This is a genomic window from Oceaniglobus sp. K40-3, from assembly GCF_055808395.1.
Window position 1 is genome coordinate 29663 of sequence record NZ_CM147868.1, and the last position, 25224, is coordinate 54886.

17 protein-coding genes, 1 tRNA gene and 8 pseudogenes are annotated in these 25224 nt (G+C 59.6%); 16 read left to right on the forward strand and 10 right to left on the reverse strand.

From position 1 onward, the window contains the following. Positions 1–40 precede the first annotated feature (40 nt). From AC0L7P_RS00190 to AC0L7P_RS00235, 10 genes and pseudogenes are all read left to right on the forward strand, one after another. Positions 41–1555, forward strand: a complete 1515-nt coding sequence (locus AC0L7P_RS00190; RefSeq protein WP_473433982.1) for an ABC transporter substrate-binding protein — start codon at positions 41–43, stop codon at positions 1553–1555. 109 nt (positions 1556–1664) lie between these two features. Then, entirely contained in the window at positions 1665–2642 is a 978-nt protein-coding gene (locus AC0L7P_RS00195) for an ABC transporter permease (RefSeq protein WP_473433983.1), read from the forward strand. After that, on the forward strand, positions 2635–3537 hold the full coding sequence (locus AC0L7P_RS00200) for an ABC transporter permease (protein ID WP_473433984.1): 903 nt from the start codon (positions 2635–2637) through the stop codon (positions 3535–3537). Before AC0L7P_RS00195 ends, AC0L7P_RS00200 begins: the two co-directional genes overlap by 8 nt. Then, entirely contained in the window at positions 3534–4559 is a 1026-nt protein-coding gene (locus AC0L7P_RS00205; RefSeq protein WP_473433985.1) for an ABC transporter ATP-binding protein, read from the forward strand. Before AC0L7P_RS00200 ends, AC0L7P_RS00205 begins: the two co-directional genes overlap by 4 nt. Continuing rightward, positions 4559–5563, forward strand: coding sequence for an ABC transporter ATP-binding protein (locus tag AC0L7P_RS00210; RefSeq protein ID WP_473433986.1), 1005 nt, complete (start codon positions 4559–4561; stop codon positions 5561–5563). Before AC0L7P_RS00205 ends, AC0L7P_RS00210 begins: the two co-directional genes overlap by 1 nt. Then, a complete protein-coding gene (locus AC0L7P_RS00215) occupies positions 5563–6558 on the forward strand; it encodes an NADPH:quinone reductase (protein WP_473435503.1) in 996 nt (331 codons plus the stop codon). The genes AC0L7P_RS00210 and AC0L7P_RS00215 overlap by 1 nt, the downstream gene beginning before the upstream one ends. A 125-nt stretch (positions 6559–6683) precedes the next feature. Next, positions 6684–8400: pseudogene (locus AC0L7P_RS00220) on the forward strand (hydantoinase B/oxoprolinase family protein). Then, positions 8387–9868 (forward strand): hydantoinase/oxoprolinase family protein, encoded by a 1482-nt coding sequence (locus AC0L7P_RS00225; protein ID WP_473433987.1) that lies wholly within the window; start codon positions 8387–8389, stop codon positions 9866–9868. Before AC0L7P_RS00220 ends, AC0L7P_RS00225 begins: the two are co-directional and overlap by 14 nt. Next, entirely contained in the window at positions 9856–10431 is a 576-nt protein-coding gene (locus AC0L7P_RS00230; protein ID WP_473433988.1) for a hypothetical protein, read from the forward strand. The genes AC0L7P_RS00225 and AC0L7P_RS00230 overlap by 13 nt, the downstream gene beginning before the upstream one ends. After that, positions 10428–11792 (forward strand): M20/M25/M40 family metallo-hydrolase, encoded by a 1365-nt coding sequence (locus AC0L7P_RS00235; protein WP_473433989.1) that lies wholly within the window; start codon positions 10428–10430, stop codon positions 11790–11792. Before AC0L7P_RS00230 ends, AC0L7P_RS00235 begins: the two co-directional genes overlap by 4 nt. A 104-nt stretch (positions 11793–11896) precedes the next feature. Here the strand turns inward: AC0L7P_RS00235 and AC0L7P_RS00240 are convergent. The 3 pseudogenes from AC0L7P_RS00240 to AC0L7P_RS00250 all read right to left on the reverse strand — a co-directional run. Then, a pseudogene (locus AC0L7P_RS00240) lies at positions 11897–12920 on the reverse strand (IS256 family transposase); the annotation flags it as partial. A gap of 57 nt (positions 12921–12977) precedes the next feature. Then, positions 12978–14274: pseudogene (locus tag AC0L7P_RS00245) on the reverse strand (IS256 family transposase). A 7-nt stretch (positions 14275–14281) separates the two neighbouring features. Next, a pseudogene (locus AC0L7P_RS00250) lies at positions 14282–14563 on the reverse strand (transposase); the annotation flags it as partial. A gap of 675 nt (positions 14564–15238) precedes the next feature. On the opposite strand from AC0L7P_RS00250, the gene AC0L7P_RS00255 reads away from it, so the two are divergent. Then, positions 15239–16316, forward strand: a protein-coding gene (locus tag AC0L7P_RS00255) for an IS3 family transposase (protein WP_473433990.1) whose coding sequence is annotated in 2 segments (ribosomal slippage) — positions 15239–15495 and positions 15494–16316 — 1080 coding nt in all. Because the reading frame shifts where the segments join, the coding sequence is not laid out codon by codon here. 53 nt (positions 16317–16369) lie between these two features. Continuing rightward, positions 16370–17023, forward strand: a pseudogene (locus AC0L7P_RS00260) (IS5 family transposase); the annotation flags it as partial. 405 nt (positions 17024–17428) lie between these two features. Here AC0L7P_RS00260 and AC0L7P_RS00265 read toward each other — a convergent pair. Further along, positions 17429–17502, reverse strand: a tRNA-Arg gene (locus AC0L7P_RS00265). Positions 17503–18027: 525 nt separating this feature from the next. On the opposite strand from AC0L7P_RS00265, the gene AC0L7P_RS00270 reads away from it, so the two are divergent. After that, a complete protein-coding gene (locus AC0L7P_RS00270) occupies positions 18028–18708 on the forward strand; it encodes a hypothetical protein (RefSeq protein WP_473433991.1) in 681 nt (226 codons plus the stop codon). A 33-nt stretch (positions 18709–18741) separates the two neighbouring features. Here AC0L7P_RS00270 and AC0L7P_RS00275 read toward each other — a convergent pair. The 3 genes and pseudogenes from AC0L7P_RS00275 to istA all read right to left on the reverse strand — a co-directional run bounded on the left by AC0L7P_RS00275 (position 18742) and on the right by istA (position 21188). Beyond that, positions 18742–19585, reverse strand: a pseudogene (locus tag AC0L7P_RS00275) (ATP-binding protein). Next, the gene (locus AC0L7P_RS00280) at positions 19582–20565 is read right to left on the reverse strand and encodes a Mu transposase domain-containing protein (RefSeq protein WP_473433992.1); all 984 of its coding nucleotides are present in this window, start codon (positions 20563–20565) and stop codon (positions 19582–19584) included. The pseudogene AC0L7P_RS00275 and the gene AC0L7P_RS00280 overlap by 4 nt, the downstream one beginning before the upstream one ends. Next, complete coding sequence (gene istA / locus AC0L7P_RS00285) at positions 20562–21188, reverse strand: IS21 family transposase (protein WP_473432712.1); 627 nt, start codon at positions 21186–21188, stop codon at positions 20562–20564. The genes AC0L7P_RS00280 and istA overlap by 4 nt, the downstream gene beginning before the upstream one ends. A gap of 118 nt (positions 21189–21306) precedes the next feature. Between istA and AC0L7P_RS00290 the strand changes: the two are divergent. Then, positions 21307–21519 (forward strand): annotated as a pseudogene (locus AC0L7P_RS00290) (integrase core domain-containing protein); the annotation flags it as partial. Positions 21520–21673: 154 nt separating this feature from the next. On the opposite strand, the gene AC0L7P_RS00295 reads toward AC0L7P_RS00290, so the two are convergent. The 3 genes from AC0L7P_RS00295 to AC0L7P_RS00305 all read right to left on the reverse strand — a co-directional run bounded on the left by AC0L7P_RS00295 (position 21674) and on the right by AC0L7P_RS00305 (position 23399). Next, a complete protein-coding gene (locus tag AC0L7P_RS00295) occupies positions 21674–22180 on the reverse strand; it encodes a hypothetical protein (protein ID WP_473433993.1) in 507 nt (168 codons plus the stop codon). 66 nt (positions 22181–22246) lie between these two features. Further along, positions 22247–22882, reverse strand: coding sequence for a ChrR family anti-sigma-E factor (locus tag AC0L7P_RS00300; RefSeq protein WP_473433994.1), 636 nt, complete (start codon positions 22880–22882; stop codon positions 22247–22249). A 1-nt stretch (position 22883) separates the two neighbouring features. Beyond that, positions 22884–23399: a sigma-70 family RNA polymerase sigma factor gene (locus AC0L7P_RS00305; protein ID WP_473435504.1), complete on the reverse strand. Its 516-nt coding sequence runs from the start codon at positions 23397–23399 to the stop codon at positions 22884–22886. A gap of 229 nt (positions 23400–23628) precedes the next feature. Here AC0L7P_RS00305 and AC0L7P_RS00310 point away from each other — a divergent pair, with 229 nt between their 5' ends. After that, entirely contained in the window at positions 23629–24909 is a 1281-nt protein-coding gene (locus AC0L7P_RS00310; RefSeq protein ID WP_473433995.1) for an NAD(P)/FAD-dependent oxidoreductase, read from the forward strand. Then, positions 24906–25217: pseudogene (locus tag AC0L7P_RS00315) on the forward strand (DUF1365 family protein); the annotation flags it as partial. The gene AC0L7P_RS00310 and the pseudogene AC0L7P_RS00315, both read left to right, overlap by 4 nt. Positions 25218–25224: the final 7 nt, after the last annotated feature.

Sequence of the window (25224 nt, forward strand, 5' to 3'; positions counted from 1 at the left end):
TTCGCGCCCACAAGCCTCGCAGCCTGCCGAATTTCAATCAATGCAGTTGATCGCACAGGAGTGGGAAAAACTGGGGCTTGATGTTGAAGTCAAGGTCATGCCCTGGGAGCAGCTTTCCGATATTGTCTGGTATCAGCGTGACAAATGGGACACCACCGCATGGCAGATGGTGGGGCGCCCCGAACGTTCGGACCCTGACGAAATCGTCTATAACCTGTTTCATTCATCGACCGCCGAAAAGGGTTACAATTTCATCGGGTACAAAAACCCCGCCTATGACAAGATCGTCGAAGAACAGCGCGTCGCGATTGACCCGGACAAACGGAAAGAACTGTTGTTCGAGGCGCAGGAAATTCTTGCCGAAGATCAGCCGAACATGATGCTGGTGCATCCGAAAAACGCCTTTGCCTTCGACAAGACCAAGTTTGACGAAAGCACCATCGTCGAGCAGAGCGGTATCGGCATTCGCAACACCTGGACGTTCATCGATGGCCAACCCATTGGCGACAACAAGGATTTCGTTCTGAATTCGGGCGATAACGTCATCGCGATCAACCCGCTTTACATCTCGGGCGGGGTGGATAGCTGGATTTTCGAACTGATCTATGACCGCCTCATGCGCGTTGGTCCTGATGGGTTGCCCCAACCCTGGGCCGCCGAAAGCTATAACTGGAAAGACGGCAAGACACTTGAGGTCAAGCTGCGCGATGGCATGAAATGGCACGACGGCGAACCTGTCACCGTAGAGGATGTGAAATTTTCCTTTGAGGTGCCGATGTCGGGCGAAGCGCCGATGTACAAACCCTTTGCCAGCAACATCGACAGTATCGAAATTGTCGATGACAGCACGCTGATCTTCAAGCTGAAGGATGCGTCGGCCTCGTTCCTGACGTCCAGCCTGGCCAAGATCAACCTGATCCCCAAACACATCTGGGAACCGATTATCGAAGATCTCAAAGGCAAGGATGAAAACGCCGAAAGCTATCAGGAACAGATGCCCATCGGCTCTGGCCCCTATAAATTCGACCGCTGGCTGGTGAACGAGGAAATCGTGCTGAGCGCCAACAAGGATCATTTCCACGCCCCGAAGGCAGAGCGGTGGATCCTGCGGATCGTACCCAACACCGAAGCCGCGCTTGGCATGCTTCGCTCGGGCGAGATCAACTTTCTGGCCGAATTCAGCGGCGACCCCAAGGTGCTGGAGGAAGCAGCCGCGGCTGATGGCGATCTGGCCGTTGTTTCAACCATCGCGATTGGCTTTCGTTATATCGCCTTCAACAACCGCCGCCCGCCGTTTGACGACCCGGCATTCCGCAAGGCATTGTCCACCGCCGTGGACCGCCGCCTGATCGTGAATGCGGCGTTCAAGGGCTTTGCCATCCCGTCAAACTCGGTGGTGTCCCCCGCCCTCGCGTTCTGGAGCGACACGGCCCTCGTGGACAATTTCAAGGCCGGGCATGATCTGGCGGCGAAAACCCTGAAAGATGCCGGTTATACGCTGGAAGGCGGGCGCCTGCATTATCCGGGCGACGAAAAGGAAACGCTGGCCGAGTAACCAGCCTGGCAGGCGGGCGCATCAATCGCGCCCGCCTGTCCGCGCCATAAGAAACCGGGCCGCATGTTGCGCCCTGCAACGATAATAAACGCCCCCACGGGAACAAATAATGTCACAGGCAAGAGCGATCATCTCACGACTGCTGCAATTGCTGCTGGTGCTTTGGGCCGTTGTCACCATTCTTTTTCTGTTGTTCCGGCTGATGCCCGGCAACCCGATGGCCGCCTATATCGACCCGACATTCACCGCCGAACAGCAAGAGGCGCTGATGGCCCAATTCGGTTTGGACAAACCCCTTTGGTCGCAATATTTCACCTATCTCGGCAACCTGCTTCAGGGCGAGCTGGGCTATTCCTTCCGCTATCGCACCCCGGTGGGCGAACGTATCTGGGCGTTGCTGCCCAACACCCTGATCCTTACATTTTCATCGCTGATCGTGGCCTATGTTTTCGGCATCCTTGCCGGCGCATGGTTGGCCTGGCGGCGCGGATCGGTGGTTGAAAAGGCATCTCTCACGGCGGTTCTGACCACCCGGGCGATGCCGGAATTCTGGCTTGGCATGGTGCTTCTTGCGGTGTTTTCCTTTTGGCTGGGCTGGTTTCCGGCGGGCGGAACCCGGTCCCCGGGCGTTGAATACAGCGGCTTTTGGGCGTTCTACACCTCGGCTGATTTCCTGTCCCATCTGGCCCTGCCCGCCGCAACACTGGCGATCTATTCCCAAGGTTTGCCACTGTTGCTGATGCGTTCAAACATGCTGGACGTGATGAAAGAAGATTTCGTCACCATGGCGCGGGTCAAGGGCCTGTCGAAATGGACGGTGGTGGTCAAACATGCCGCGCGCAACGCGCTGTTGCCGGTCATGACCTCCTTTGCGATTTCCGTGGGGTATCAGTTGCAGGGCAACGTGGTGGTCGAATCGGTGTTCTCGTGGCCCGGGCTGGGCCGTGAACTGGTGCTGGCTGTGTCGGCCTCTGATTATCCTCTGGCGCAGGGCGCCTTCCTGATGATCGCGGTTGTTGTGATCCTGATGAACCTTGTCGCTGACCTGCTCTATGCCTTCCTTGATCCGCGGATTTCCCATGCCTGATAATGCCGCCTCTCTCGCCAAGCCGGGCCTGTTTCGCCGGACATTTGGCGCAATCCGCCTGCCGATGAACGATCCGTTCGCGATTGCCGGTTTGCTGATCTATGCGGTATTCCTGCTGACCGCGATCTTTGCCCATCAGATCGCCCCCTATGACCCGACCGAGATTCTGTATTCCGAAAGTTACGAATTGGCGGCCGATTTTCGCCCCGGGGTTCAGGGCCATATTCTGGGAACCACCAGTCTGGGCCGCGATATTTTTTCGCAGATCATTTTCGGCACCCGCTCGGCCCTGCTGGTCGGGTCGACGGCGGCGGTGATGGTTGCCCTGATCGGCACGATTGTCGGGGTGACAGCGGGCTATTTCGGCGGTTGGGTTGAAACCGTGCTGATGCGGCTTGCCGATATCGCCTTTGGCATCCCGTTTCTGCCCTTTGTCATCGTTCTGGCCGCGTTTCTTGAACCGTCGATCTGGAACGTGGTGATCGCCATGGCGCTGGTGTTGTGGCGCGATACCGCGCGGGTGATCCGGTCGCAGGTGTTGACCCTGCGCAACCGTGGCTATGTCGAAGCGGCGCGCATTTCAGGATCGTCCGATTTCAAGATCATCGTCCGCCATGTGGCGCCCAATGTCCTTCCCATGAGTTTTCTTTACGGCTCTATCGCCATCGGCTGGGCCATCCTGACCGAAGCCTCGATCAGCTTTCTTGGGTTTGGCGATCCGCAGACGATCAGCTGGGGCTATATGCTGCAAGATGCCTTTGCCAGTCAGGCATTGTCGCGTCAGGCCTATTACTGGTTCGTCCCGCCCGGCGTTGCGATCATTCTGGTGGTCAGCGCGGGCTTTTTCATCTCGCGCGGCTATGAAAACATCCTTTTCCCAAAGTTGAACCGATGAACAATCAAGAGACACTTCTTTCCGTCCAGACCCTCAAGGTGGATTACCACGTCGGCCCCAAGGTCGTGGGCGCCGTGGACGGGGCCAGCTTTGATGTGCCGCACGGCAGTATCGTCGGGCTGGTCGGGGAAAGCGGCTGTGGCAAAACCACAATGGCCAGCGCGGTCACGCGGATCATTTCCGACAACGCCCGGATTTCAGGCGGGAAAATGGTTTTTGACGGCACCGATCTGGTGTCCCTGTCCGAACGGCAGATGAACCGCCTGCGCTGGCGCGACATTGCCTTTATTCCGCAAAGCGCGATGAACTCTCTCGATCCCGTCTATACCGTTGAATACCAGTTGAACGAGGTGTTGCGCGGTCGCGGCGGGCTGTCACGGCGCGCGGCCCGCGCCCGGGCCGAGGAACTGTTTGAAATGGTCGGCATCGAGGTGGGGCGGCTGAGCGATTTTCCGCACCAGTTTTCCGGCGGGATGCGGCAACGGGTGGCCATCGCGCTGGCCCTTGCCCTGGATCCGAAACTGATCATCGCGGATGAACCCGTCACCGCCCTTGATGTGATCGTTCAGCGCCAGATTCTGGACCAGCTGCGCAGCCTGCAACAACAGTTGGGCATCTCGGTGATCATGGTCACACATGACATCTCGGTCGTGGCCTATGTCTGTGACATCACCGTCGTCATGTATGCCGGCAAGGTGGTGGAAAGCGGGCGCACCACCGATCTGCTGCGCGCGCCGGTTCATCCTTATACCATGGGGCTGAAAAACGCCTTTCCCGATCTGAAAGGCGCCGAACAAGGGTTGTTGACCCCGATTGCCGGCGCGCCGCCGTCGTTGATGGACCCGCCCAAGGGCTGCCGTTTCGCGCCGCGCTGTCCTTTTGCCATCGACGTATGCCGCGCAACCGACCCGGCCCTGTTTGACGGCGACAACCATCATGCCGTGGCCTGTCATCGGGCATCCGAGGCCACGGTTTTGCGCCAGCAGGCCATGAAATACGAGACATGGCAGGAGGACGCCTAGTGTTTGACGATACCCGCAATGCCGACAAGGCCCCGCTGATCTCGGTCACTGATGCGCGCCTGCATTTTCGTGTGGGGGGCGCGCTTTCGGCCATGGTGGGCGGGGGCGGCACCGTCAAGGCGGTGGATGGTGTCAGCTTTACCCTCAGGCGCGGTGAAAGCGTGGGCCTGTTGGGGGAATCCGGCTGCGGTAAAACCTCGATGGGGCGGCTTCTGGTCAAACTGGAAGAGGCGACCGGCGGCGAATTGTTGTTTGACGGCGCCTCGATCACCGATCTCAAGGGCGAGGAATTGCGCCGGTTCCGCGCCCGGGCGCAGCTGATCTTTCAGAACCCTTTTGACAGTTTCAACCCCCGCTATACGATCCGCCAATCCATGGCCGAGCCTTTGGGAAATGCCAAAATTCCGCAATCGGAGTGGGACAACCGGATCATTGCCGCGCTGGAACTGGTCCGTCTGGCCGAACCCCAGCAATACCTTGATCGCTATCCTCATCAGCTTTCCGGTGGGCAGTTGCAGCGGGTGGTCATGGCGCGGGCATTGATCCTGCAACCTGATTTCGTTGTCGCGGATGAGCCGGTTTCGATGCTGGATGTTTCCGTGCGCGCGGGCGTGTTGAATGTCTTTCGCGATGTGCGCGACCGGCTGGGCCTGACGGCGATTTACATCAGCCACGATCTGGCGCTGGTGCGCTATGTCTGTGAACGGACCATCGTGATGTATCTGGGCCGCATCATGGAGGACGGCCCGACCGAAGCCATCGTGCGCGACCCGCGGCACCCCTATTCTCAGGCGTTGGTGGCCGCAGTGCCGGTTCCCGACCCCGATCAGAGCCACGATGCCCTGCCCATCGGGCGCGGCGCACCCGACCCGCGCAATCCGCCATCGGGCTGCGTGTTCCGGGATCGCTGCCCCAAGGCGTTTGACCGCTGTGCCACCGAGGTGCCGCAAGTCCGGCAGGTGAATGACCGGCGCTTGGCCTGCCATCTGTTCGACACCCCATGATGCAGGCGGCGACATATACACAGACTGGCCCCGCAAGCGATGTGCTGCGGGTCGGTTCACACGCCCGCCCTGCCCCCGGCGCAGGTGAGGTATTGGTGCGCATCCACGCTTCTGGCATCAACCCGGCAGATGTAAAGCGGCGGGGCGGGTGGAACGGCGCGGCCATGTCCCACCCTCTGGTGATCCCCCATTGCGACGGCGCCGGGGTGATCGAGGCAGTGGGCGATGGCGTCAGTCCGGCGCGTATCGGGGCGCGGGTCTGGCTCTGGAATGCCCAGGGCGGATACGGCGAAGACGGGCGGGCCTTTGGCACAGCGGCGGAATATGTCGCCCTGCCCGACGCGCAGGCCGTCGATCTGCCCGAACCGCTCAGCTTTGCCGCCGGAGCCTGTCTTGGTGTGCCTGCCATGACCGCATGGTGGGCGCTTTACAGCAACGGGCCGATTGCCGGGAAAACGGTATTGATCCAAGGGGCGGCGGGCGCCGTTGGCCTTTGCGCGGTGCAAATCGCACAGGCGGGCGGCGCGCGGGTTCTGGGCACCATCAGCCACCGCGCGGGCGCAGATCATGTGCAGGCCCACGCCGATATTCCCCTGATCAACCGCAAGTCCGAAGATGTGGCCGCGCGGGTCAGGGATCTGACAGCGGGCGCGGGGGCCGACAGGATTATCGAGGTCGATCTTGCGGCGAACATGGCGTGCGATGCGGCCTGTCTGGCCATTCACGGCACCATTGCATCCTATTCCTGTTCATCCGATCCGATGCCGCCCCTGCGGTATTACGATTTTGCCAACCTCGGGGCGCATATCCATTTCGTGCAGGGGTTTCAGTTGCCGCCACAGGCCCGTCTGGCGGGGCAAGCGGCCCTTGCCGAACTGGCCAGCGCGGGCCGGCTTGCCCTGCCCATCGGGGCCGAATTCGATCTTTCCCACATCGCCGCCGCCCATGTTCGGGTCGAACAGGGTGGGCTGGGCAATACCGTGGTGCGACCTTGACGAGAGGAACCAGAATATGAACCAGCAATCCCCACGCCCCCCAAAGCGATACCGGGGCGGCGCGCCCCTGTAACCCTGTCGCGCTGGAAATCATTCGCGGCGCGATTGCCGCCGTGCAGGCCGAGATGGAGGCGCTGATCGAACGGACCGCCATTTCGGCATTCATCCGCGAGAAAAAGGATTTCTACACCGCCCTGTTTGATGCCGATGGCATCATGGCCGTGGGATCAATGGTGCCGATCTTTGGCGATATGACCACCCCGGTGTTCGAAAAATTCGCCCCCGAAGATATGAAGCCGGGCGATGTGTTTTGGTACAACGATTGTTACGGATCAAACGGGGCGGTGTCCCACTCCAACGATCAGGTCTTGCTGGCCCCGGTGTTTCACAACGGCACCCGCGTCGCCTTTGTCATGAGCTGGGCGCATTTTGCCGACATCGGCGGGCTGCGCCCCGGTTCGATCAGCCCGGATGCCACCGACATCTATCAGGAAGGTATCATGGTGCCCGTGACCAAACTGGTTGATCAGGGCGTGACAAATGAGGCGACGCTGGCGATTTTCCACCGCAATTCGCGCTTTCCCGATCAAAGCATCGGTGACATGCAGGCCTTGATGGCCAGCATCGATCTGGGCACGCGCCGGGTTGGCGATATATTCGAACGCTTCAGCATTCCGGTTGTCGCCGACGCGCTGACCCAACTGTTGGAGCGCACCCGCCGGTTGGTGCGCGACCGGCTTGCCGCCACCTTCGATTATGGCACTTACAAAATCACCGATGCGATTGACGGCGATGGCCATGGCAACGGCCCGTTCAAGATGCGTTTTTCGCTGACCCGCTCAAAGGGCGACAATGGCGAAGATCATTACCTGTTCGACGCCACCCAAAGCGACGATCAGGCCCCCGGCCCGGTCAATTACATCATGAACCCGGGCGTGCCGGGCATGGCGCTGGGGCTGTTCTATCTTGGGGGCGATCCCGCGCAGGTGTGTAATGCGGGCGGCCCGAACGCGATTGACGAGGTCCGCCTGCGCGAAGGGTCGTTCCTCAAGCCGAAATTCCCGGCCCCCTTGGAATGCGGGGCCTGACGGCGATGCGCGTGATTTCCACCATGAGCGGGCTGATCAACGCCGGAAACACCCCCGCCCCTGCGGCCAACTCGGCCTATGTCGTCAACATCATGCGCGGCAATTTCCGTAACAAGGCAGGCGAATTGGAACCCTATCTGCTGGCCGACGGAATCGGCGTCGGGTATGGCGCGCGGCCCCATGCCGACGGGATTGATGCGGTCTATTTCGTGGCGCAGGAAAATTACCCGGTCGAGTTTCTCGAAGCGGGCTATCCCGTGCGCATGCGCAGCTATGGCGTGATCCCGGATTCAGGGGGGCCGGAAAGTTTCGCGGTGGATGCGGCATTCTGCGCGAATATGAAATTCTGGCCGAAGACGCCAATGTGGCGATCCGCATCGACAGCGTGAAAAACCCGCCCTGGGGCATTGATGGCGGGATGAGCGGCGGCCACGGGCGCGCCATCGTCAACCCCGGCACCAAGGGTGAATGGCAGATGAACCCCCTGTCCGACGGCAACCGCCTGATCAAAGGCGATATTCTGCGGATCGAAACCGGCGGCGGCGGCGGCCACGGCCATCCGTTCGATCGCGCCCCCGATGCGGTGCTTGAGGATGTTCTGGGCGGTTTCGTCAGCCCCGAACAGGCGCGCGATCTTTATGGCGTGGTTGTTCACGGGCGCAGGGTTGACGTGGACGCAACCGCCACCCTGCGCGCAAATCGCCCTGATACACGTCGCTTTCACCGGCTGGAGTACCTTGATGAACTCGTTTAACCACCCCGATACCTCATACAGCCTTGCCGTGGATATTGGCGGGACATTCACCGATATTTCGCTGATGGACCGTGTATCGGGCCATGTCTGGCGCACCAAAACACCCTCTCTGCCGGCGGACCCGTCCAAGGCGTTCATGAACGGGGTCGATGCGGTTCTGGCCGACAGCGGCGTGCAGGCCTCCAGCCTGAGCCAAGTTTTGCATGGCACCACTGTTGCAACCAACATGATCCTCGAGGCCAAGGGCGCGCGCACCGCATTGATAACCACCCGGGGTTTCAGGCATGTTCTGGCCATCGGGCGGCAGGATATTCCGCGCAAGGCAAACCTGTATTCATGGGTCAAACCGCCGCGCCCGGTGCCCGCCAGCCGGATTCTGGAAATTGACGAACGGGTGGCGGCAGGCGGGGCCGTTCTGACCGCACTGGAAGAATCCAGCGTTTACGCCGCCATCAATGATCTGCGCCAGATGGATGTCGATGCGGTGGGCATCTGCCTGCTGCATGCCTATGCGAATACCGCCCATGAACAGCGCGTGGCCGAGATTATCCGCCGGGAGCTGCCGGAAATGGCCGTCACCTGTTCCACCGACATCCTGCCCGTGGTGCGCGAATACGAACGCTCGCTGGCGACGGTGCTGAACGCCGGCGTCATGCCCGGCGTCAGCAATTATGTTCAGCGGCTGGAAAACCGGTTGAAAGATGCACAGGTGGTTTCACCCCTTTTGTTGATGCAATCCAATGGCGGTGTTGCGGGCACGGCGGCCATCCGCACGGCCCCCGCACTGACCGCCCTGTCCGGCCCTGCCGCCGGGGTGGTGGGGGCACGTGCCATTGCCGGTGAATGTGGCATTTCCGATCTGATCACCGTGGATATAGGCGGCACCAGCGCCGACATTTGCCTGATCAAGAACGGCGAAATCGGGTTGACCCAAAAAGGCAGCATCGGAGAATGGCCCCTGCCCTTGCCCATGGTTGATATGGTCACCATCGGGGCCGGGGGCGGTTCAATTGCCGCCGTATCCGATGGGCCGCTGACCGTTGGCCCTAACAGCGCCGGTGCCACCCCCGGCCCCGCAGCCTATGGCAAAGGCGGTAAAAAACCCACCGTCACCGACGCCCATGTCGCCTTGGGCCATCTGCCCCTTGCCTTGCTCAACGGGGCAATGACGCTGGATTCCGCCGCCGCCGAAGCGGCAATCAGGGCCGATGTCTGTGATCCGCTGAACCTGCCCCTGCACGAGGCGGCGCGCGGCATTCTGGCGATTGCCAACAACCATATGGTGGGCGCGATCCGCCTGGTTTCGGTGGAACGTGGCCACGACCCCCGCGATTTCACGCTGGTGCCCTTTGGCGGCGCCGGCCCCCTGCACGGCTGCGCCCTGGCCGAGCTTTTGGGGATGCGTCGGGTCATGGTCCCCCCGCGCCGGGGCTGCTCTGCGCCGATGGCCTGTTGGTGGCTGACCTGAAATCCGAATTCAGTCAGGCAATGCCCGAGGCCGGCCCCGTGGATCAGGCCGCAGGCGATGCCATCTGTGCGGCGCTCAACACACAGGCGGAAACCTGGCTAGACCGTGAAAATGTGCCAGCCCCCCTGCGCGACCTGCGCGCCGTGGCCTTGTTGCGGTTTCACGGTCAGGGCGGCGAAATCGCCGTGCCGTGGGGCGATACGGCGCAGCAAACCGAAGAGGCCTTCCGCGAGGCGCACCGCGCCCTTTATGGCTTTGTTCTGAATGCCAGGATTGAGCTGGTTACCCTGCGGGTCGAGGCGGCTGGCCGCACCCTATCATCAGAGCGCCCCGCATTGGTGCCAGAAGCCCCCGGCCCAAGGCAAAGCCAGATGGTTCACTTTGAGGCAGGCAGCATGGACACGCCGATCATCGCCCGCGCCACCCTTGCCGAGGGGGCTGAACTGAAAGGGCCGATGATTTTGACACAGCTTGATGCCACCACCGTTATCCCGCCCGGATGGTCCGGCCACGTCCACCCGACCGGCGCGTTGATCCTGACCCGTAAAGAGCAGACCCCATGACCGAGACACTGAACAAAGTATTCGACCATATCGAGGCGAACGCCGACACGTTCCTGTCGCGGATGATGGAATATGTCGCCCATCCCAGCATCAGCGCCCAGAACATCGGCATCCGCGAGGTGGCCGATATGCTTGTCAGCCACCTTGCCGGGTTGGGGATGGAGGCCGAGTTGATCGAAACCGATGGCCACCCCTTTGTGCTGGGCCGGCGCGATGTCGACCCGGCCAAACCCACGGTTCTGCTTTATGGCCACTATGACGTGCAGCCGCCCGAACCGCTGGAAGAATGGCTCAGCCCGCCGTTTGAACCGGTAATCCGCGACGGCAAGGTGTTTGCCCGTGGGGTGGGCGACAACAAGGGACAGCATTTTGCCCAGCTTTTGGCGATTGAATCCCATCTGGCGGTGACCGGCACCTTGCCCTGCAATGTGATTTTTCTGCTGGAAGGCGAAGAAGAAATCGGCAGCCCGCAGATTGCCAGTTTTGTCGCCACGCACGCCGACCGGCTGAATGCCGATCTTGTGGTCACGTCAGACGGCCCGTTGCATGACAGCGGCGCGCCGGTGATTGTCTGCGGGGTGCGGGGCATGGCCTCGTTCGAGCTGCGCAGCAAAACCGCCAGCCGTGACACCCATTCAGGCAATTTTGGCGGGGTGATGCCCAACGCAATCTGGAAGCTGGTCAATCTTCTGGCCACGATGAAAGATCCCGACGGCACCATCACCATCGAGGGATTGACCGAGCCGGTCATTCCCCCCACCAATCTGGAACGCGAAGCGGTTGAACGCCTGCCCCTGGACGTTGAAGCGATCAAGACCGGCCTTGGCCTTGCCGAACTGGATGCACCAAAGGACCGCGCCTATTGGGACCGGCTGATGTTCCATCCGACCCTGACGATCAACGGCTTTCACGGGGGGTATGGTGGCGCCGGGTCAAAAACGGTGCTGCCCTGCGAGGCCCTGGTGAAATGTGATGTCAGGCTGGTTGAACCCCTGACGCCGGACTATGTTTTTGACCGTATTCGCGCCCATGTGGAACGTTATGCCCCCGATGTTGAATTTGTGCCGCTGAACGGGATGCTGCCCAGCAAAACACCGATGGAGTCGCCCTTTATCGCCCCGTTGCGCGCGGCAATCGTTCGGTCCCGCGGGGTTGAACCGCTGGTCTATCCGGTGGTCGGTGGCAGCCTGCCGGACTATGTTTTTACCAAGATTCTGGGAAAACCGGCTTTTGTCATCCCCTATGCCAATGCGGACGAAGCCAACCACGCCCCGAACGAAAACCTTGAAATTGTTCGATTCATCGACGGCATCCGCACCGGCGCCGCCGTTCTTGACCAACTTGGCGCACTGCAAACGTAGGGATCAGCCCAAACCCGGCACGACAGTCGCGAAAACCCCGGATGGTGTCCCATGTCGTGGTGTAGCTCCCGATGGACCTTGCGCTTCCGGGCGGGCGGAGTTGGTCAGTCGCACTGCGCGGCAGGCAAGCTGACGATGGCATCATCGCAGACTGGTGCGAGCGTTTCCAGTGTCATGTAGCGACCACGCTGGACGGTCCATTCCTCGGTCTGTTCCATCAGGATCGCGCCGACGAGACGTCGTATTGAGGGCTCGTTCGGAAAGATCCCGACGACATCGGTGCGCCGCTTGATCTCGCCGTTCAGTCGTTCGATGGGGTTGGTGGAGTGCAGCTTGGTGCGATGTTGCTGGGGAGTTCGCGCCGGTCCGCCGAAGGCGGCAAACCGTCCGGGGGACGGGTTGAGGCAAGAACGGGCTGAGCCCCATGCAGGCCAGAACGTCCTCCTCGGCTCCATCCATGAGCGTTGCGAGCTTCGGCAGCTTGGGCCGCATCTGATCGGCCACCAGACGCCACTGCACCTTGGCGGCCGTGTGATCTGGGTGGGCGAAGGCGGTGGCGATGAAGGCGGACACGACACGTCGGCTGTTCTTGCCGGCATGGGCCAGGGCATTGCGCTGGAAGTGGACGCGACAGCGCTGCCAGGTTGTGGACAGCACGCGGGCCGTCGCGGCCTTGATGCCTTCGTGCGCATCCGAGATAACGAGCTTCACGCCACTCAGCCCGCGGCGGACAAGGTCACGGAGGAATTCGGTCCAGAAAGGCTCGGCCTCCGAAGCGCCGATCGCCATGCCCAGAACCTCGCGTCGCCCGTCGGTGTTCACGCCGACTGCGAGGGTAACCGCGACACTGACGATCCGGCCGCCCTGGCGAACCTTGAGGTAGGTGGCATCGATCCAGAGGTATGGCCATTCGCCGTTGATCGGTCGGGTCAGAAAGGCATCGACCCGTTCATCAATTTCCTCGCAAAGCCGACTGACCTGGCTCTTGGAGATTCCGGTCCCGCCCATGGCCTGCACGAGATCGTCCATGGCTCTGGTCGATACGCCATGGACATAGGCTTCTTGAATAACGGCCGTCAGCGCCTTCTCCGCGGCCCGTCGAGGCTCCAGGAAAGAGGGAAAGTAGGAACGGGAGTGTCATGAACTTTGTGTATCTGGCCTGGCCCGTGCGGGTTTTAGATACAGTCACGCATTGAAGCGATCCTCGAACATTATGGCGAAATGGTTGCGGGCGGCAAACCATTCTCGAACATTCCGGCCGCCTTTCTCAAAGTTGCGGATCGCCAAGTAGATCAGCTTCGTGGCTGCGTCTTCGGTCGGGAACGATCCTCGCGTCTTGATCGATTTGCGGATTACCCGGTTCAAGCTTTCAATTGCGTTGGTGGTGTAGATGATTTTCCGGAGTTCAAGCGTGAAGCAAACGATCCGGGGGATCGTTTGTAGCGCCGAACGGATCAAAGGCGAAGAACGGGATCACCTCCTGCCAGGCCCTGCGCCAGGCCGGTGCAATGGAGGCGTATTTGCTGGCCCACTTTTCCTCGAAGGCATCCAACGCGTCGCCGGCTTGCTCGGCTGTAGGGGCACTGTAAATCCGCCGCAGGTCAGCCGCCACCTCCTTGCGATCTTTCCAGGCGCAGAAGTTCAGCGAATGACGCACGAGGTGAACGATGCAGGTCTCACGGCCGTGTCCGGAAAGGCGGCCGTGATGGCGTCAGGGAAGCCCTTGAGACCGTCTACGACCGCAATCAGGATATCTTGCAGCCCACGGTTCTTCAGCTCTGTCATCACGGAGAGCCAAAATTTGGCGCCCTCGTTGTCGGCGATCCAAAGTCCGAGAACCTCGCGCATGCCATCCCTGTTGACGCCGAGAGCGACATAGACAGCCTTGTTCTTGACCATGCGACTATCCATTGCCCGGCAGGGTATTGCGCAGCAATGCCTGAGAGGGGGCGTCACGGATCTTGACCCGCAGAGCATCGAAAATGACGATGGGATACATCCGGTCCAGCGCCCGGGACTGCCATTCCCGGACCTCATCCAGCACCGCGTCGGTCACGCGGCTGATCAGATCTGGCGATACCTGAAGGCCATAGACGTCCTCAAGATGAGCACGGATGTCACGGACCGTCAGACCGGCGGCGTAAAGCCCGATAATCTTGTCATCCATCCCATCAATGCGGGTCTGGCCCTTCTTCACCAGTTCAGGCTCGAAGCTGCCGTCCCGGTCCCGCGGCACTGCGATAGGCAGTTCGCCGTCTTGCCCCTTCAATCTCTTGGCAGATGACCCGTTGCGACGGTTGGCCTGATAAGGCGGGGCATCCTTGCCGTCTTCATAGCCCAGATGTGCCGTCAGCTCAGCACCGAGCATTCGCTCCATCAGCTTGATCTTGAGCTCTTTCATTAGCCCGGCATCGCCAAGCAGGTCTTCAGGCCGCTCGCAGCCCTTCAGTAGTTCGTCCAGCAGTTCCTTGGAAATCGTCATCGTCCTTGCTCCTCTCAGGAAGCATGGACCAGATCCCAGTTACACAGAAAATCGGACACTCTCTTCCCGCGGTCTGTCTCAGCGGCAGCTTGAACAGCACCTTGATCGACAGGCAGACTTGGATCGCCGCGTTCGAAAAGACCGGCGGGCGCCCGAGGCGCCCCTCATGCAGTGCGAGCCAGGCCATCTCCTTGTCCACCCAGATCAGCAGCGATCCGCGCTTTCTGAGCGCAGCGTTGTAGTCAGACCAGTTCGTGGTGCGGTAGCGGGCGGGTGTTGGCTTGTTCATCCACCCCGTCTAACCGCATGGATTCACGTTGTGAATCCTTGGCAGTCTGAATTCTGCAACAACGCCGCTTGGCTACAAGCTCTTGCGCCGTCTTGTCTCCGCAAAGAGCTTCAGCGCTACCGTGGCCTTAAACATATCTGAAAAACTGCGTCTCTTCGTCATTTCTGTATCCTTTCTTCAAGGCTGGATACATCTTAGCACGCTGTCCAGTTTTGCGGACCACTTCAGTGTCGACAGTTTAGGCAATGCGTTAACGCCTAGTATATCAGTAAACCAAACTCAGACGGCTTCAATAAATGCATTACCAAATAGAAACGCAGGCCGTAGCCTGCGTTCTCATGTGGTGCTCTATCGAACTTGTTAACGGCTCGACCTGCGGTTTCTGAGCTTTCAGAATGCCCGCCAAAAATCGCTTCGTCAAGCCGCAACTACCAACGCTTTTCCGGGCTAGTTATGGACTGCAAACCCGCTTTAGACACGGACCTTCTCCTTACACACCCTTTACGCATCAAAATCTGAGGTGCGGGGCAAAGTTTTGGACCCTACATCGGCGTTGTTGCAGAACTCAGACTGCCAAGGATTCACAACGTGAATCCATGCGGTTAGGTAATCCTCCCCAAAACTAAGGGGATGCGGACGTAGAATTTTCTCAGCAAGATGACTGAGGAGAATCTGATGAAGATGACGAGATTTAGCGAACCCCAGATCCTTGCGATCCTACGCCAGGCCGAGGGCGGTGTGCCGGTGGCTGAGCTGTGCCGCGAGCACGGCATGAGCTCAGCGTCCTTCTACAAATGGCGGGCAAAGTATGGCGGTATGGATACGTCCATGATCAGCCAGATGAAGAGCCTGGAGGACGAGAACAGGCGATTGAAGCGCATGTTTGCGGACCTGAGCATGCAGGCCGATCTGCTGAAGGAAGCTCTTGGAAAAAGTAGATCGGCCGTCTCAGCGTCGCGAGATGGCCGCCAAGGCCGTGGAACATCGAGGGGTCAGCATCGCACTCGCCTGTCGGGCGTTCGGGGTGAGCGAGACGTGCTATCGCTACAGCCCGTTGCTCAGCGACGAGAACGAGCTGATCGCTGACCTGCTGGTCGGCCTGACCGACGCCCGCAAGACGTGGGGATTTGGGCTGTGTTTCCTGCATCTGCGCAATGTCAAAGGGCACCCGTGGAATCAGAAACGTGTCTATCGCATCTACTGTGCCTTGGAACTGAACCTGCGGATTAAGCCGCGCAAAAGGCTGAAGCGGGAGGTGCCGGACGCTCTGGCTGTGCCGGAGAGGCCGAATGTGACTTGGTCGATGGATTTCATGGCAGATCGACTGGCTGACGGTCGTGCCTTCCGGCTGCTGAACGTCCTAGATGACTTCAACCGGGAAGGCTTGGGCATTGAGGTGGACTTTTCCCTGCCCGCCGAGCGGGTCATCCGGAGCCTCAACAACATCATCGAATGGCGCGGCAAGCCCAGGACCATCCGCGTGGATAACGGCCCTGAATACATCAGCCATGCGCTGCAGGAATGGGCTGAGAAACACGGCATCGCCCTCGCGCACATTCAGCCGCAACAGAACGCCTACATCGAGCGCTACAATCGCACGGTCAGGCACGAATGGCTGGACCAATACATCATCAACAGCATCGAGGAGGCCCAACACTTTGCCACACAGTGGCTCTGGACTTACAACAATGACCGACCGAACATGGGCATCGGCGGCATCACACCCGCAATGAAACTGAAAATGGCTGCGTAAGTTCTACGACCTCGGCCCGTTAAAAACGGGAGGATTACCGTTAGACGGGGTGGATGAACAAGCCAACACCCGCCCGCTACCGCACCACGAACTGGTCTGACTACAACGCTGCGCTCAGAAAGCGCGGATCGCTGCTGATCTGGGTGGACAAGGAGATGGCCTGGCTCGCACCGCATGAGGGGCGCCTCGGGCGCCCGCCGGTCTTTTCGAACGCGGCGATCCAAGTCTGCCTGTCGATCAAGGTGCTGTTCAAGCTGCCGCTGAGACAGACCGCGGGAATGGTCGCCAGCCTCTTGCGACTGGCCGGGCTGGACTGGCCAGTCCCTGACTATTCTACCTTGTGCCGGAGGCAGAAGACCTTGGCCGTCCAAATCCCCTACCGCCGTGCCGACGGGCCGCTCAACCTGCTCGTCCCCTCTCGCGACATCACTGCGTGATGCACTGCCGGGCAGTGGACAGCACCGGGATCAAGTTCCTCGGCGATGGTGAGTGGCAGGTTCGCAAGCACGGGGTGCAGGGCCGACGGCGAGCCATGTCGCGCCATCGGTCCGAGCGACGATGGCAAGCGGCGCAAGGTCCATCTGGCCATGGATACTGCCACGTCCGACATCCGCGCCGTCGAATTCACTCCCAGCCGCGACGGCGACAGCCCAGTGATGCCAGACCTGCTCGACCAGATCCCGGAGGGCGAACCGATCGGCACTGTAGCCCGGTTGAGTGCTCCCGGTGTTCGGCCATTCGCGCCCGGCGGACAGGATTTTGGCAAACTTTACGAACGCGAGGCAGTGGAGGCCGTTTTGCGTCAATCAAAATCTTGAACGGATCCTTGCCTCGGGCAAAGGAATTATTCTTTATGAAGAAACCTACAGTCAGGCCCAACGAAATCGAAGCAAAATGACCGCCGAGCGCAAAAACCGGCTTTTGTCGAAAAAACGGTCTTTGGATGTCGAACAACATCTACATCGTCCTTGAAAATGGCGATCCCGGGAGGACTCGAACCCCAACATCCTGATTAGAAGGTCACTGTTCTACGTCCCTAAACGCTTGCAAAGTAAGTAGTTTGGACCGGGATTTTCGTCACTATGCAATTGCGATGCAATTGGCGCACCGCGCGGCCCCTGAAGGACTCGAACCCTCGGCCGTCCGCTTAGAAGGCGGATGCTCTATCCAGCTGAGCTAAGGAGCCTGCGGTGCGCACCGCATGTTTAAACGCCGCAGTCAATTTAGGCAAGGCGATCCCGCTCCACTGGACGCTTGGTTTCCTTCCGCCTTGCATGTTCACAGTCAAAGCAGAAATCATCCCCCGGTTGACGACGAACGCCATCACAGCGGCGACACGGCTTGTCTTTCGCGAGATAGAAGGACTCGCGTTTTGCCCATGCCCGCGCGCGCTCTGGGTTAGGAGCGGGCACACCCAAGTCGCCGCGTTGGTATGCGTGCCAGACCCCCATATACGACATTCCGATGAGTTCGCCTATCTCTTGGCACTCGCAATTCTGGCGCAGATGGCCTTCACTGCGGTACAAGGCACGCGCAAGTTCTAAAGCGGCTGGGTAGTCAGCCAAGTTTACCAATGTCTTGCGTCGTTTCATGCGTGAACCTCACCATTCTAAGTCACTTATACTGTTTCTTTCGCCGAAGTGGAACCTTGCTCCTGCCGTGTAGAAGTGAGAACCTGTCGAAGACAGGCAACAGTAAGAGAATAATAGCCGTGGCATTCATAGTCGAAAATTTGAGATTGAAAGAACTGGCAATTGTTGCCGAGCAAAACAAACCCGTATTTGACTATTTCGTCGAGTTTCTGATTGCCGCGGGATACCCCTCGTTGCAGGCCTTCGTCCTCGACAACAATTCCGAGAAAGCAGAAGAAACGATTCTTCGCTTTATTCAAACACCGTTGCCAGACGGCCTCGAATTGTTCGACGGAATCGCGCGCCCCTATAAACAGCAAAAAGCAAAGTGGCTCCTTTTGGGCTGGGTCTTCCGCGACGCACCGGAACAACGATTGCGCCCGATGGTGGCGTCCATGCCTGGTCGTAACGCAGCCGAGAAGCAAGCACATCTCCTGAACCAACTACGCGCTTTCGCAGGCGAGATATTCCCAGAAGCACTGCGTTGGGATTGGACAGCAGTTTCCGAGGTCGTCATTGACCGCCTTGAGGGGAGCCGCCGCGCAATCAAAGGCACCTTGTTCGAGGCCATTGTTCGGCGCAACTTGGACAAGATATTCAAGAATCAGAAGGTCTCACTGGAAATTGGTAAGGCAGAAATTCGCCTCGGTGGGGAAACATACGATGCTGTCAATGAGCGTTCAAAACTGACCCGGTTTCAGCATTTGATTTTGACCCGCCTATTGGGAGGCAAAGCCCTCAGGCGGGCCGCCCTCATATAGCGAGTCCGTCTGTGGGCTTTGCTTGCGGTGCGGTTATTCTTCTCTGCGGCTTTTGCTCTGAGCGAAGCGGTATGAGGTATTGCCGGTCTCGATGATGGCGCAGTGGTGCGTGACGCGGTCCAGCAGCGCGGTTGTCATCTTGGCATCCACTGCCCGGCAGTCGCTGCTTGCAGCGATGAGAGGGGCCGAAGACAGCGACCCATTCCCCGAACTCCAGATTGGTGGTGATGATGACGCTGGTTTTCTCGTAGAGCTTGCTGATCAGGTGGAACAGCAGTGCGCCGCCGGATTTCGGGAAGGGGATGTAGCCCAACTCGTCGATGATGGCGCAATCCAGGGCCGACAGTTGCCGGATGATCTTCCCGGCGTTGCCATCGGCCTGTTCCTTGATCCACTGCCCGGCAGTGCATGTTTACATGCATGAGAGGGAGGGCATTGATCAGATCGACGGCGTTGAAGAAGCGGGCCTTTTTGCCGTTGTTGATCAAGGCGGTTCCAAGCGCGATGGCGATGTGGGTTTTGCCTGTTCCGGTTCCACCCACCAGGATGAGGTTGTGTGCCTCTTCGGTAAACTGGCCCGAGCAGAAGGGCTCGATCCGGGCCTTGGTGACGGCTGCCGCGCCGTAATCGAAGGTGGCGAAGTCCTTGTGATGCGGGAACTTCGCGATGCGCATTTGATACTGGCCTCTCGGCGATGCAAAGCATCGCCTGTCAGCTAATAGATGGAGCGCACCCGGCGCTCTACAGTTTCTGCGTCGATCAGTTGCTTTATCGCTGTGGTCAGACTGGGCGGCTTGCGCGCGGACAGCAAATCATGTGCGCAAGCTGCCATTCCATGCAGCCTCAGGGCGGTCAGTTGATCAATGAGAGCGTTCATATGACGGCCCCCTCTGCCGAGCACAGCGTTTCATAGCGCTTACAATCGGCCTCCGGGCGCAGGGTCAGCTGTGGATAGACGTATGTTTCGCTCAAGGAGGTGATGACTGGCTCGACCAGCTGGTTAATCAGGTTGATGATGGCGGGCAGGCGCAGCGTGTTTTGTTCCACTGCCAATTCGCAAGCCGTCTCGACCACCTCGATCCCGTGGTCCTGAGCCAGCAGGAGCAGATCGACAAACTCCCGATCCCCACCTTTGCCGGCCATGTAATGTTCCCTGATCCGATGCATGGCATCTGGCAGTTGCCAATCCACGAAGGGCGCCCCGTTGCGCAAGGCACCGGGTTTGCGGTCCAGCAGAGGAACATAATGCCACGGCTCAAAGTAGCTGATGTTGCGGGTGAAGCGGCGCCTGTGTTCGGCAATGACATTCTGGCCTGACACCAGCACGATCCGGCCCGCATAGGCGCGCAAGGAGACATGCTGGCCTGCAAACCGGGACGGCACGCTGTAGCGATTGCTGGCATATTGAACCAGGCAGGTGGAGCGGACACGCACCGTCTTCTCCACATAGCCATCAAAAGCCCGCCCCAGGGGGCGCAGCCCGGCGCGTTCATCTTCAAAAACCTCTGCAACCGTGCGGGTCGAATGTTCAGGATGAGCGCGATTTGCCAGCTCCTCGCAGCGCAGGCGCAACCAGTCGTTCAGCCCATCCAGATCATCGAAGGCTGGCATTGGGGCAAACAACCGGCCTCGCAAAAACTGGACCTGGTTCTCGACCTGACCCTTCTCCCAGCCCGACGCGGGGGGCAGGGCCGTCCAGAAGGGCGCCATTGGTTCAAGCCCAATGGACGGCGGCTCCATGACATAGTGGTTCATCAACGCGAGGAACCGCGGATGGAATATCCGATCCTTCGAGCGGGAGACATAGGTCACCATCGTTTTGGGATTGTCGATGATCCCGGGGCTCCGCCCGTTCACATCTCAAACCGTCCCCCGGACGGTTTGCCACCTTCGGTGGGTCGATGTTCACCCCGTCGCGGGACCCCGCCGTAGAAGGACAACGCCCGCACAAAGGCATCCAGCACCATCTCCTGGGCTTCGCCGGGATAGGCGACGACAAAGGGCTTGCGACTATGGCACAGGCGGAAGTGGGCAACCTTCACCGATCGCTCGACACCGCCCAGGACAACCCGTTCCTCGCTCCAGTCAAATTGCAGCGCGTCACCTGCCGCAAAATAAAGCGGGATAAAAGCCTCGCCCGAACCGGCACCGGCCTGCTTCAGATCGCGGACAAATCGCTGAACCGGCGAATAGGAACCAGGATAACCTTCCGAGACAAGCTGCTCGTAAAGCCTCACGGCCGTTCGCCGTTCCCGGCGTGGTCGCTTCTGGTCCTGCTCGAACAGCTCCTGAAGCCGAAGATCAAACCCGTTGCACAGTTTGTGCCGAACCGGCGGGGCTTGGCGCTGGTAGCTCGGCGGGCTCTCATCCTTCAGATACTTCTTGATCGTGTTGCGCGATAATCCCGTCGCCCGCGCAACAGACCGGATACTGCGCCCTTCAACCAGCACCCACAGACGGATCTTCGATACACTTTCCATCAATAACACCTGCTCTTCCCTCCGCACTTGAAGCGCCGATGTTAACGAAACAGGTGGGTCAATTTTACTCGCTCATAACCCACCTAAGTGGGGCAATTTCGCATGCCGATTCACAAACCAACATATCCAACCCGGCCAGCCCCAGCAGAACGCCTATATCGAGCGCTACAACCGCACTGTCCGGCATGAGTGGCTCGACCAATACATCATCGAAACCATCGAGGAGGCTCAGGATCACGCCACGCAATGGCTCTGGACTTACAACAACGACCGACCGAACATGGGCATCGGCGGTATAACACCTGCCATAAAACTGAAAATGGCCGCGTAAATTCTACGGATGCACACCACTAAAAATGGGGGGATTACCATGTGATCCACGAACCAGCGTTCCGGCGCGTGGCACAGGGCCCAAAGGGCCACCTCGGTTCGATCCTGCAGCACATCAACGCCTGTTCAGATCTGCGGAGACACCTCTGTCGCGATCATATGAGAGGGTCATGCGCCCATTGCAAAAGCGCCTGTCGTTGGCGGGGCCTGCAAAACACGTCACCGGGATAGCAATTCGCGCGGATTTGCCCGGCATGTCGTGCAAAGCCACGCCACCTTGCGATCTGTTTCTTGTCGGTGTCGTCCAGACGCCGCCCAAGGTAATAGCGGCAATACCATTGAAACCAACCGCGCGGGTCAGGCCCATAGATCCACCCTTTCTGTTGCCAGACGCTTAACGGTTGGCGGCTTTTGACGCCGAAATAGTTCAGCGCAGGGTCCGGTTTCTGGCTGATTTTCGCGTTCTCGAACCAGTCGGCAGGAAATTCATCGGTGCAATCGTTGATATAGCGCCCCTCAAAAACGCCCATTTCAAGCATTTCCCGGGGCGAAAGATGCGGGGTGAAACCGGCGGCGAACTGCGCGCCGGTCGGGGCCGTCAGGTCATATTCGTAACCCGTTTGCATGCGGTCATTGACGGTGATTTTCGTTTTATGTGGCATATTTTACCTCATAGCTGTGTCCTTTGACGGGATGCAAAGGTCTGCTCAGATCTATGGTGCAGGCCGTCAAATCCGAAACAGCGGCTGCAACAGACGCGGCACAAGGGAACTGAACCGCAATGGCGCATCCGTCGCGGCGATGCAGATACAGGGGGCGCCGGAATCGGCGGTTGGCTGATGGTCGATATCGGCATCGGCAACTTCCAGATCGCCCACACCAAAGCGGCCCGCCTTGTCGCTGAAGCTGCCTTGCAGCACCAGCGTCAGTTCCAGCCCGTTATGGCTGTGCTCGGGCACCGCCCGCCCCGGCGGAATATACAGCAGGCGCGCAGAACCATCTCGACCCGCGCACAGGATGCTTTGCCTGATCCCGCCGCCCAACATCTTCCAGCGGGGCGGCTTGCCGTTCAGCGCCATCATCACCGGGCCGGGAAAAATGCCCGAGCGGGCGAAACCGGGCGCCATCGAACCCGGGTCGTCAAGCCGGTTCATGATGGTTGATTTCAAACCATCGGACAGGTCCGCCGGGATGGCCCCGTCCAGAACCGCGCCGCCAAGGGCGTGGTGGGCCTCCATCGTCGCGCGGCAATCGAGACACAGCGAAACATGGGTGGCAACCACCAGCGCAAAAGAATGCTCAAGGGTGCCGCTCACATAGGCCGCCAGCATTGTATCTGGAATATGGTGGGTAATGGCGGACATCCTAGCGCATCCCCTTCAATCCGTGCCGCAACTTTTCCAACCCCAGTCTGATGCGTGATTTGATGGTGCCCAGTGGCAATCCGGTTTGCGCGCTGAGTTCCTGGTGCGTCAGTTCGCCCAGATAGGCCATTTCAATTGCTTGCCGCTGGTCGGGTTTGAGCGCCGCAAGGGCCTGCGCCAACTGCCTGGCCTCTTGGTCAATGGCGATGATCTGGCCTGCATCAGGCTCGGTTTCCATGTCCTGTCCAAGTTCGTCGGGAACCGGGCGGCGCTCTTTGCGGATCATGTCGATATTTCGATTGCGGGTGATCTGGTAAACCCAGGCAGAGACCTGTGCGCGGTGCGGATCAAAAAGCGCAGCCTTGTGCCAGATGGTCAGCATGACATCCTGCACCACGTCCTCGGCCTGGGCCGCCGACAGGCCGGAACGCATGACGAACCCTTTGAGGCGCGGCGCAAAATGGTCGTAAAGCCGCCCAAAGGCCGCGCGATCACGGTGATCACGAACCGCCAGCATCCATGCGGTTTGCTCTGAAATTTCAGCAATGGGTGGAACTGACACCTTTTTCCTGTCCTTCGGCAATACGTCGCACGGCAGCATTTTCAGGCCGCTCTTGTTGGTATGTTCCATATGAAGGCTTGCTGCAAACATATCGGTTCTACGCGGGTGCATGTGATCTGGATCATTTTTGATCCAGATCACCCGCCCGCCCGTAAATTCATCAAAGCAACACGCCGGAGCCATGATGTCTTTTGATGCCGCCCCCAACAGCCCGCAACGCATTGCCATTATCGGCGGTGGCATATCCGGGCTTGCTGCGGCCCACCTGATGGCGCCACAGCACTCTGTCACCCTGTTCGAGGCGGCATCGCGCCTTGGGGGCCATGCCCGTACCGTCATGGCCGGTCAGAAGGGCGATCAGCCGGTCGATACCGGGTTCATCGTGTTCAATTATGCCAATTACCCCCATCTGACCCGGATGTTTCAAAATCTGGATGTGCCGGTCGCCAAAAGTGACATGAGCTTTGGCGTTTCCATCAACGACGGGCAGATCGAATACGCCCTGCGCAACCTGCGCGCCCTGACGGCGCAACGGCGCAATCTGTTGCGCCCCGGCTTTGTCCGTATGCTGCGCGATATCCAGCGGTTCAACACAGGGGTTGAGGCAATGGACCGGGGCGCCGACACCACCATCGGTGAATTGATGGATGAAATGCGCCTTGGCCGCTGGTTTCAGGAGTATTATCTGATGCCCCTGTGCGGCGCGATCTGGTCAACCCCGCCCAAACAGATCCGCAGCTTTCCCGCCCGCGCCATCATCCGGTTTTTCCGCAATCACGCCCTGCTCAGCGCGACGGCGCAACATCAGTGGTGGACGGTGGATGGCGGCAGCACGCAATATCTGACCCGGCTGGAACATCATCTGCGCGGATACGGTGTGGCAATTCACACGGGCACGCCGGTGCAATCCGTCCATCGCACCGGATCACAAAGCATCGTGAACAGCCGCGAGGGGGAATATGCGCCTTTTGACCATGTCATCTTTGCCTGCCATCCCGATCAGGCATTACGCCTGCTGGCGCAGCCAACAGCGCAAGAACACGCCGCCCTTTCAGCCGTCAGATTTCAGGACAACCAGATGGTTCTGCATCGCGACGCCGCAATGATGCCAAAGCGCCGGGCAGTCTGGTCAAGTTGGGTTTACAACGCCGACACCCGCGGCCCGGAAACGGCAATCGGTGTGACCTATTGGATGAACCGCCTGCAAAACATCCCGGACCACGACCCGCTCTTTGTGTCGCTCAACCCCGCGCGGACGGTTCCAGAACATCTGATTTACGACCAGACGACATTCCGCCACCCGGTGTTCGATGCCGGCGCGCTGGCGGCGCAGGATCAGATTGCGCACCTTCAGGGGCAGAACAACACCTGGTTTGCCGGGGCATGGATGCGCCATGGTTTTCATGAAGACGGCTTTGCCAGTGCTGTGCGTATTGATCGCCTGATGAAGCGGCACTTTGCATGACCCCCCGGGCGGAACATATCGCGGCCATCACCAGCCATAAACGGCGGGGAAGTGTCAGGCACGGCTTTCGCTATGGGGTGGATTATGTGCTGATCGACCCAGAGGCCGACAGCGCTGGCCCGCTTTTGTTTTCGCGCAACCGGTTCAATCTGATGGCCGTTCACGATGGCGATCATGGCGGCCCTCTCGGGCATGGGCGCGGCGCCATCTGGGCGCGCGAAGCTTTGGCTGCGAATGGTCTTTGCAACAGCAACCTGCGCCTGCTGTTGCTGACCCAGCCAAGGTTTCTGGGCTATGTCTTCAACCCGGTCAGCT

Bases quoted from the DNA above. Each gene is read 5' to 3' on its own strand.
- AC0L7P_RS00190 (WP_473433982.1), top strand. From the start codon at position 41: ATGCAGTTGATCGCACAGGAGTGGGAAAAACTGGGGCTTGATGTTGAA.
- AC0L7P_RS00195 (WP_473433983.1), top strand. From the start codon at position 1,665: ATGTCACAGGCAAGAGCGATCATCTCACGACTGCTGCAATTGCTGCTG.
- AC0L7P_RS00200 (WP_473433984.1), top strand. From the start codon at position 2,635: ATGCCTGATAATGCCGCCTCTCTCGCCAAGCCGGGCCTGTTTCGCCGG.
- AC0L7P_RS00205 (WP_473433985.1), top strand. From the start codon at position 3,534: ATGAACAATCAAGAGACACTTCTTTCCGTCCAGACCCTCAAGGTGGAT.
- AC0L7P_RS00215 (WP_473435503.1), top strand. From the start codon at position 5,563: ATGCAGGCGGCGACATATACACAGACTGGCCCCGCAAGCGATGTGCTG.
- AC0L7P_RS00225 (WP_473433987.1), top strand. From the start codon at position 8,387: ATGAACTCGTTTAACCACCCCGATACCTCATACAGCCTTGCCGTGGAT.
- AC0L7P_RS00235 (WP_473433989.1), top strand. From the start codon at position 10,428: ATGACCGAGACACTGAACAAAGTATTCGACCATATCGAGGCGAACGCC.
- istA (WP_473432712.1), bottom strand. From the start codon at position 21,188: ATGGAAAGTGTATCGAAGATCCGTCTGTGGGTGCTGGTTGAAGGGCGC.
- AC0L7P_RS00295 (WP_473433993.1), bottom strand. From the start codon at position 22,180: ATGCCACATAAAACGAAAATCACCGTCAATGACCGCATGCAAACGGGT.
- AC0L7P_RS00300 (WP_473433994.1), bottom strand. From the start codon at position 22,882: ATGTCCGCCATTACCCACCATATTCCAGATACAATGCTGGCGGCCTAT.
- AC0L7P_RS00305 (WP_473435504.1), bottom strand. From the start codon at position 23,399: ATGCTGGCGGTTCGTGATCACCGTGATCGCGCGGCCTTTGGGCGGCTT.
- AC0L7P_RS00310 (WP_473433995.1), top strand. From the start codon at position 23,629: ATGTCTTTTGATGCCGCCCCCAACAGCCCGCAACGCATTGCCATTATC.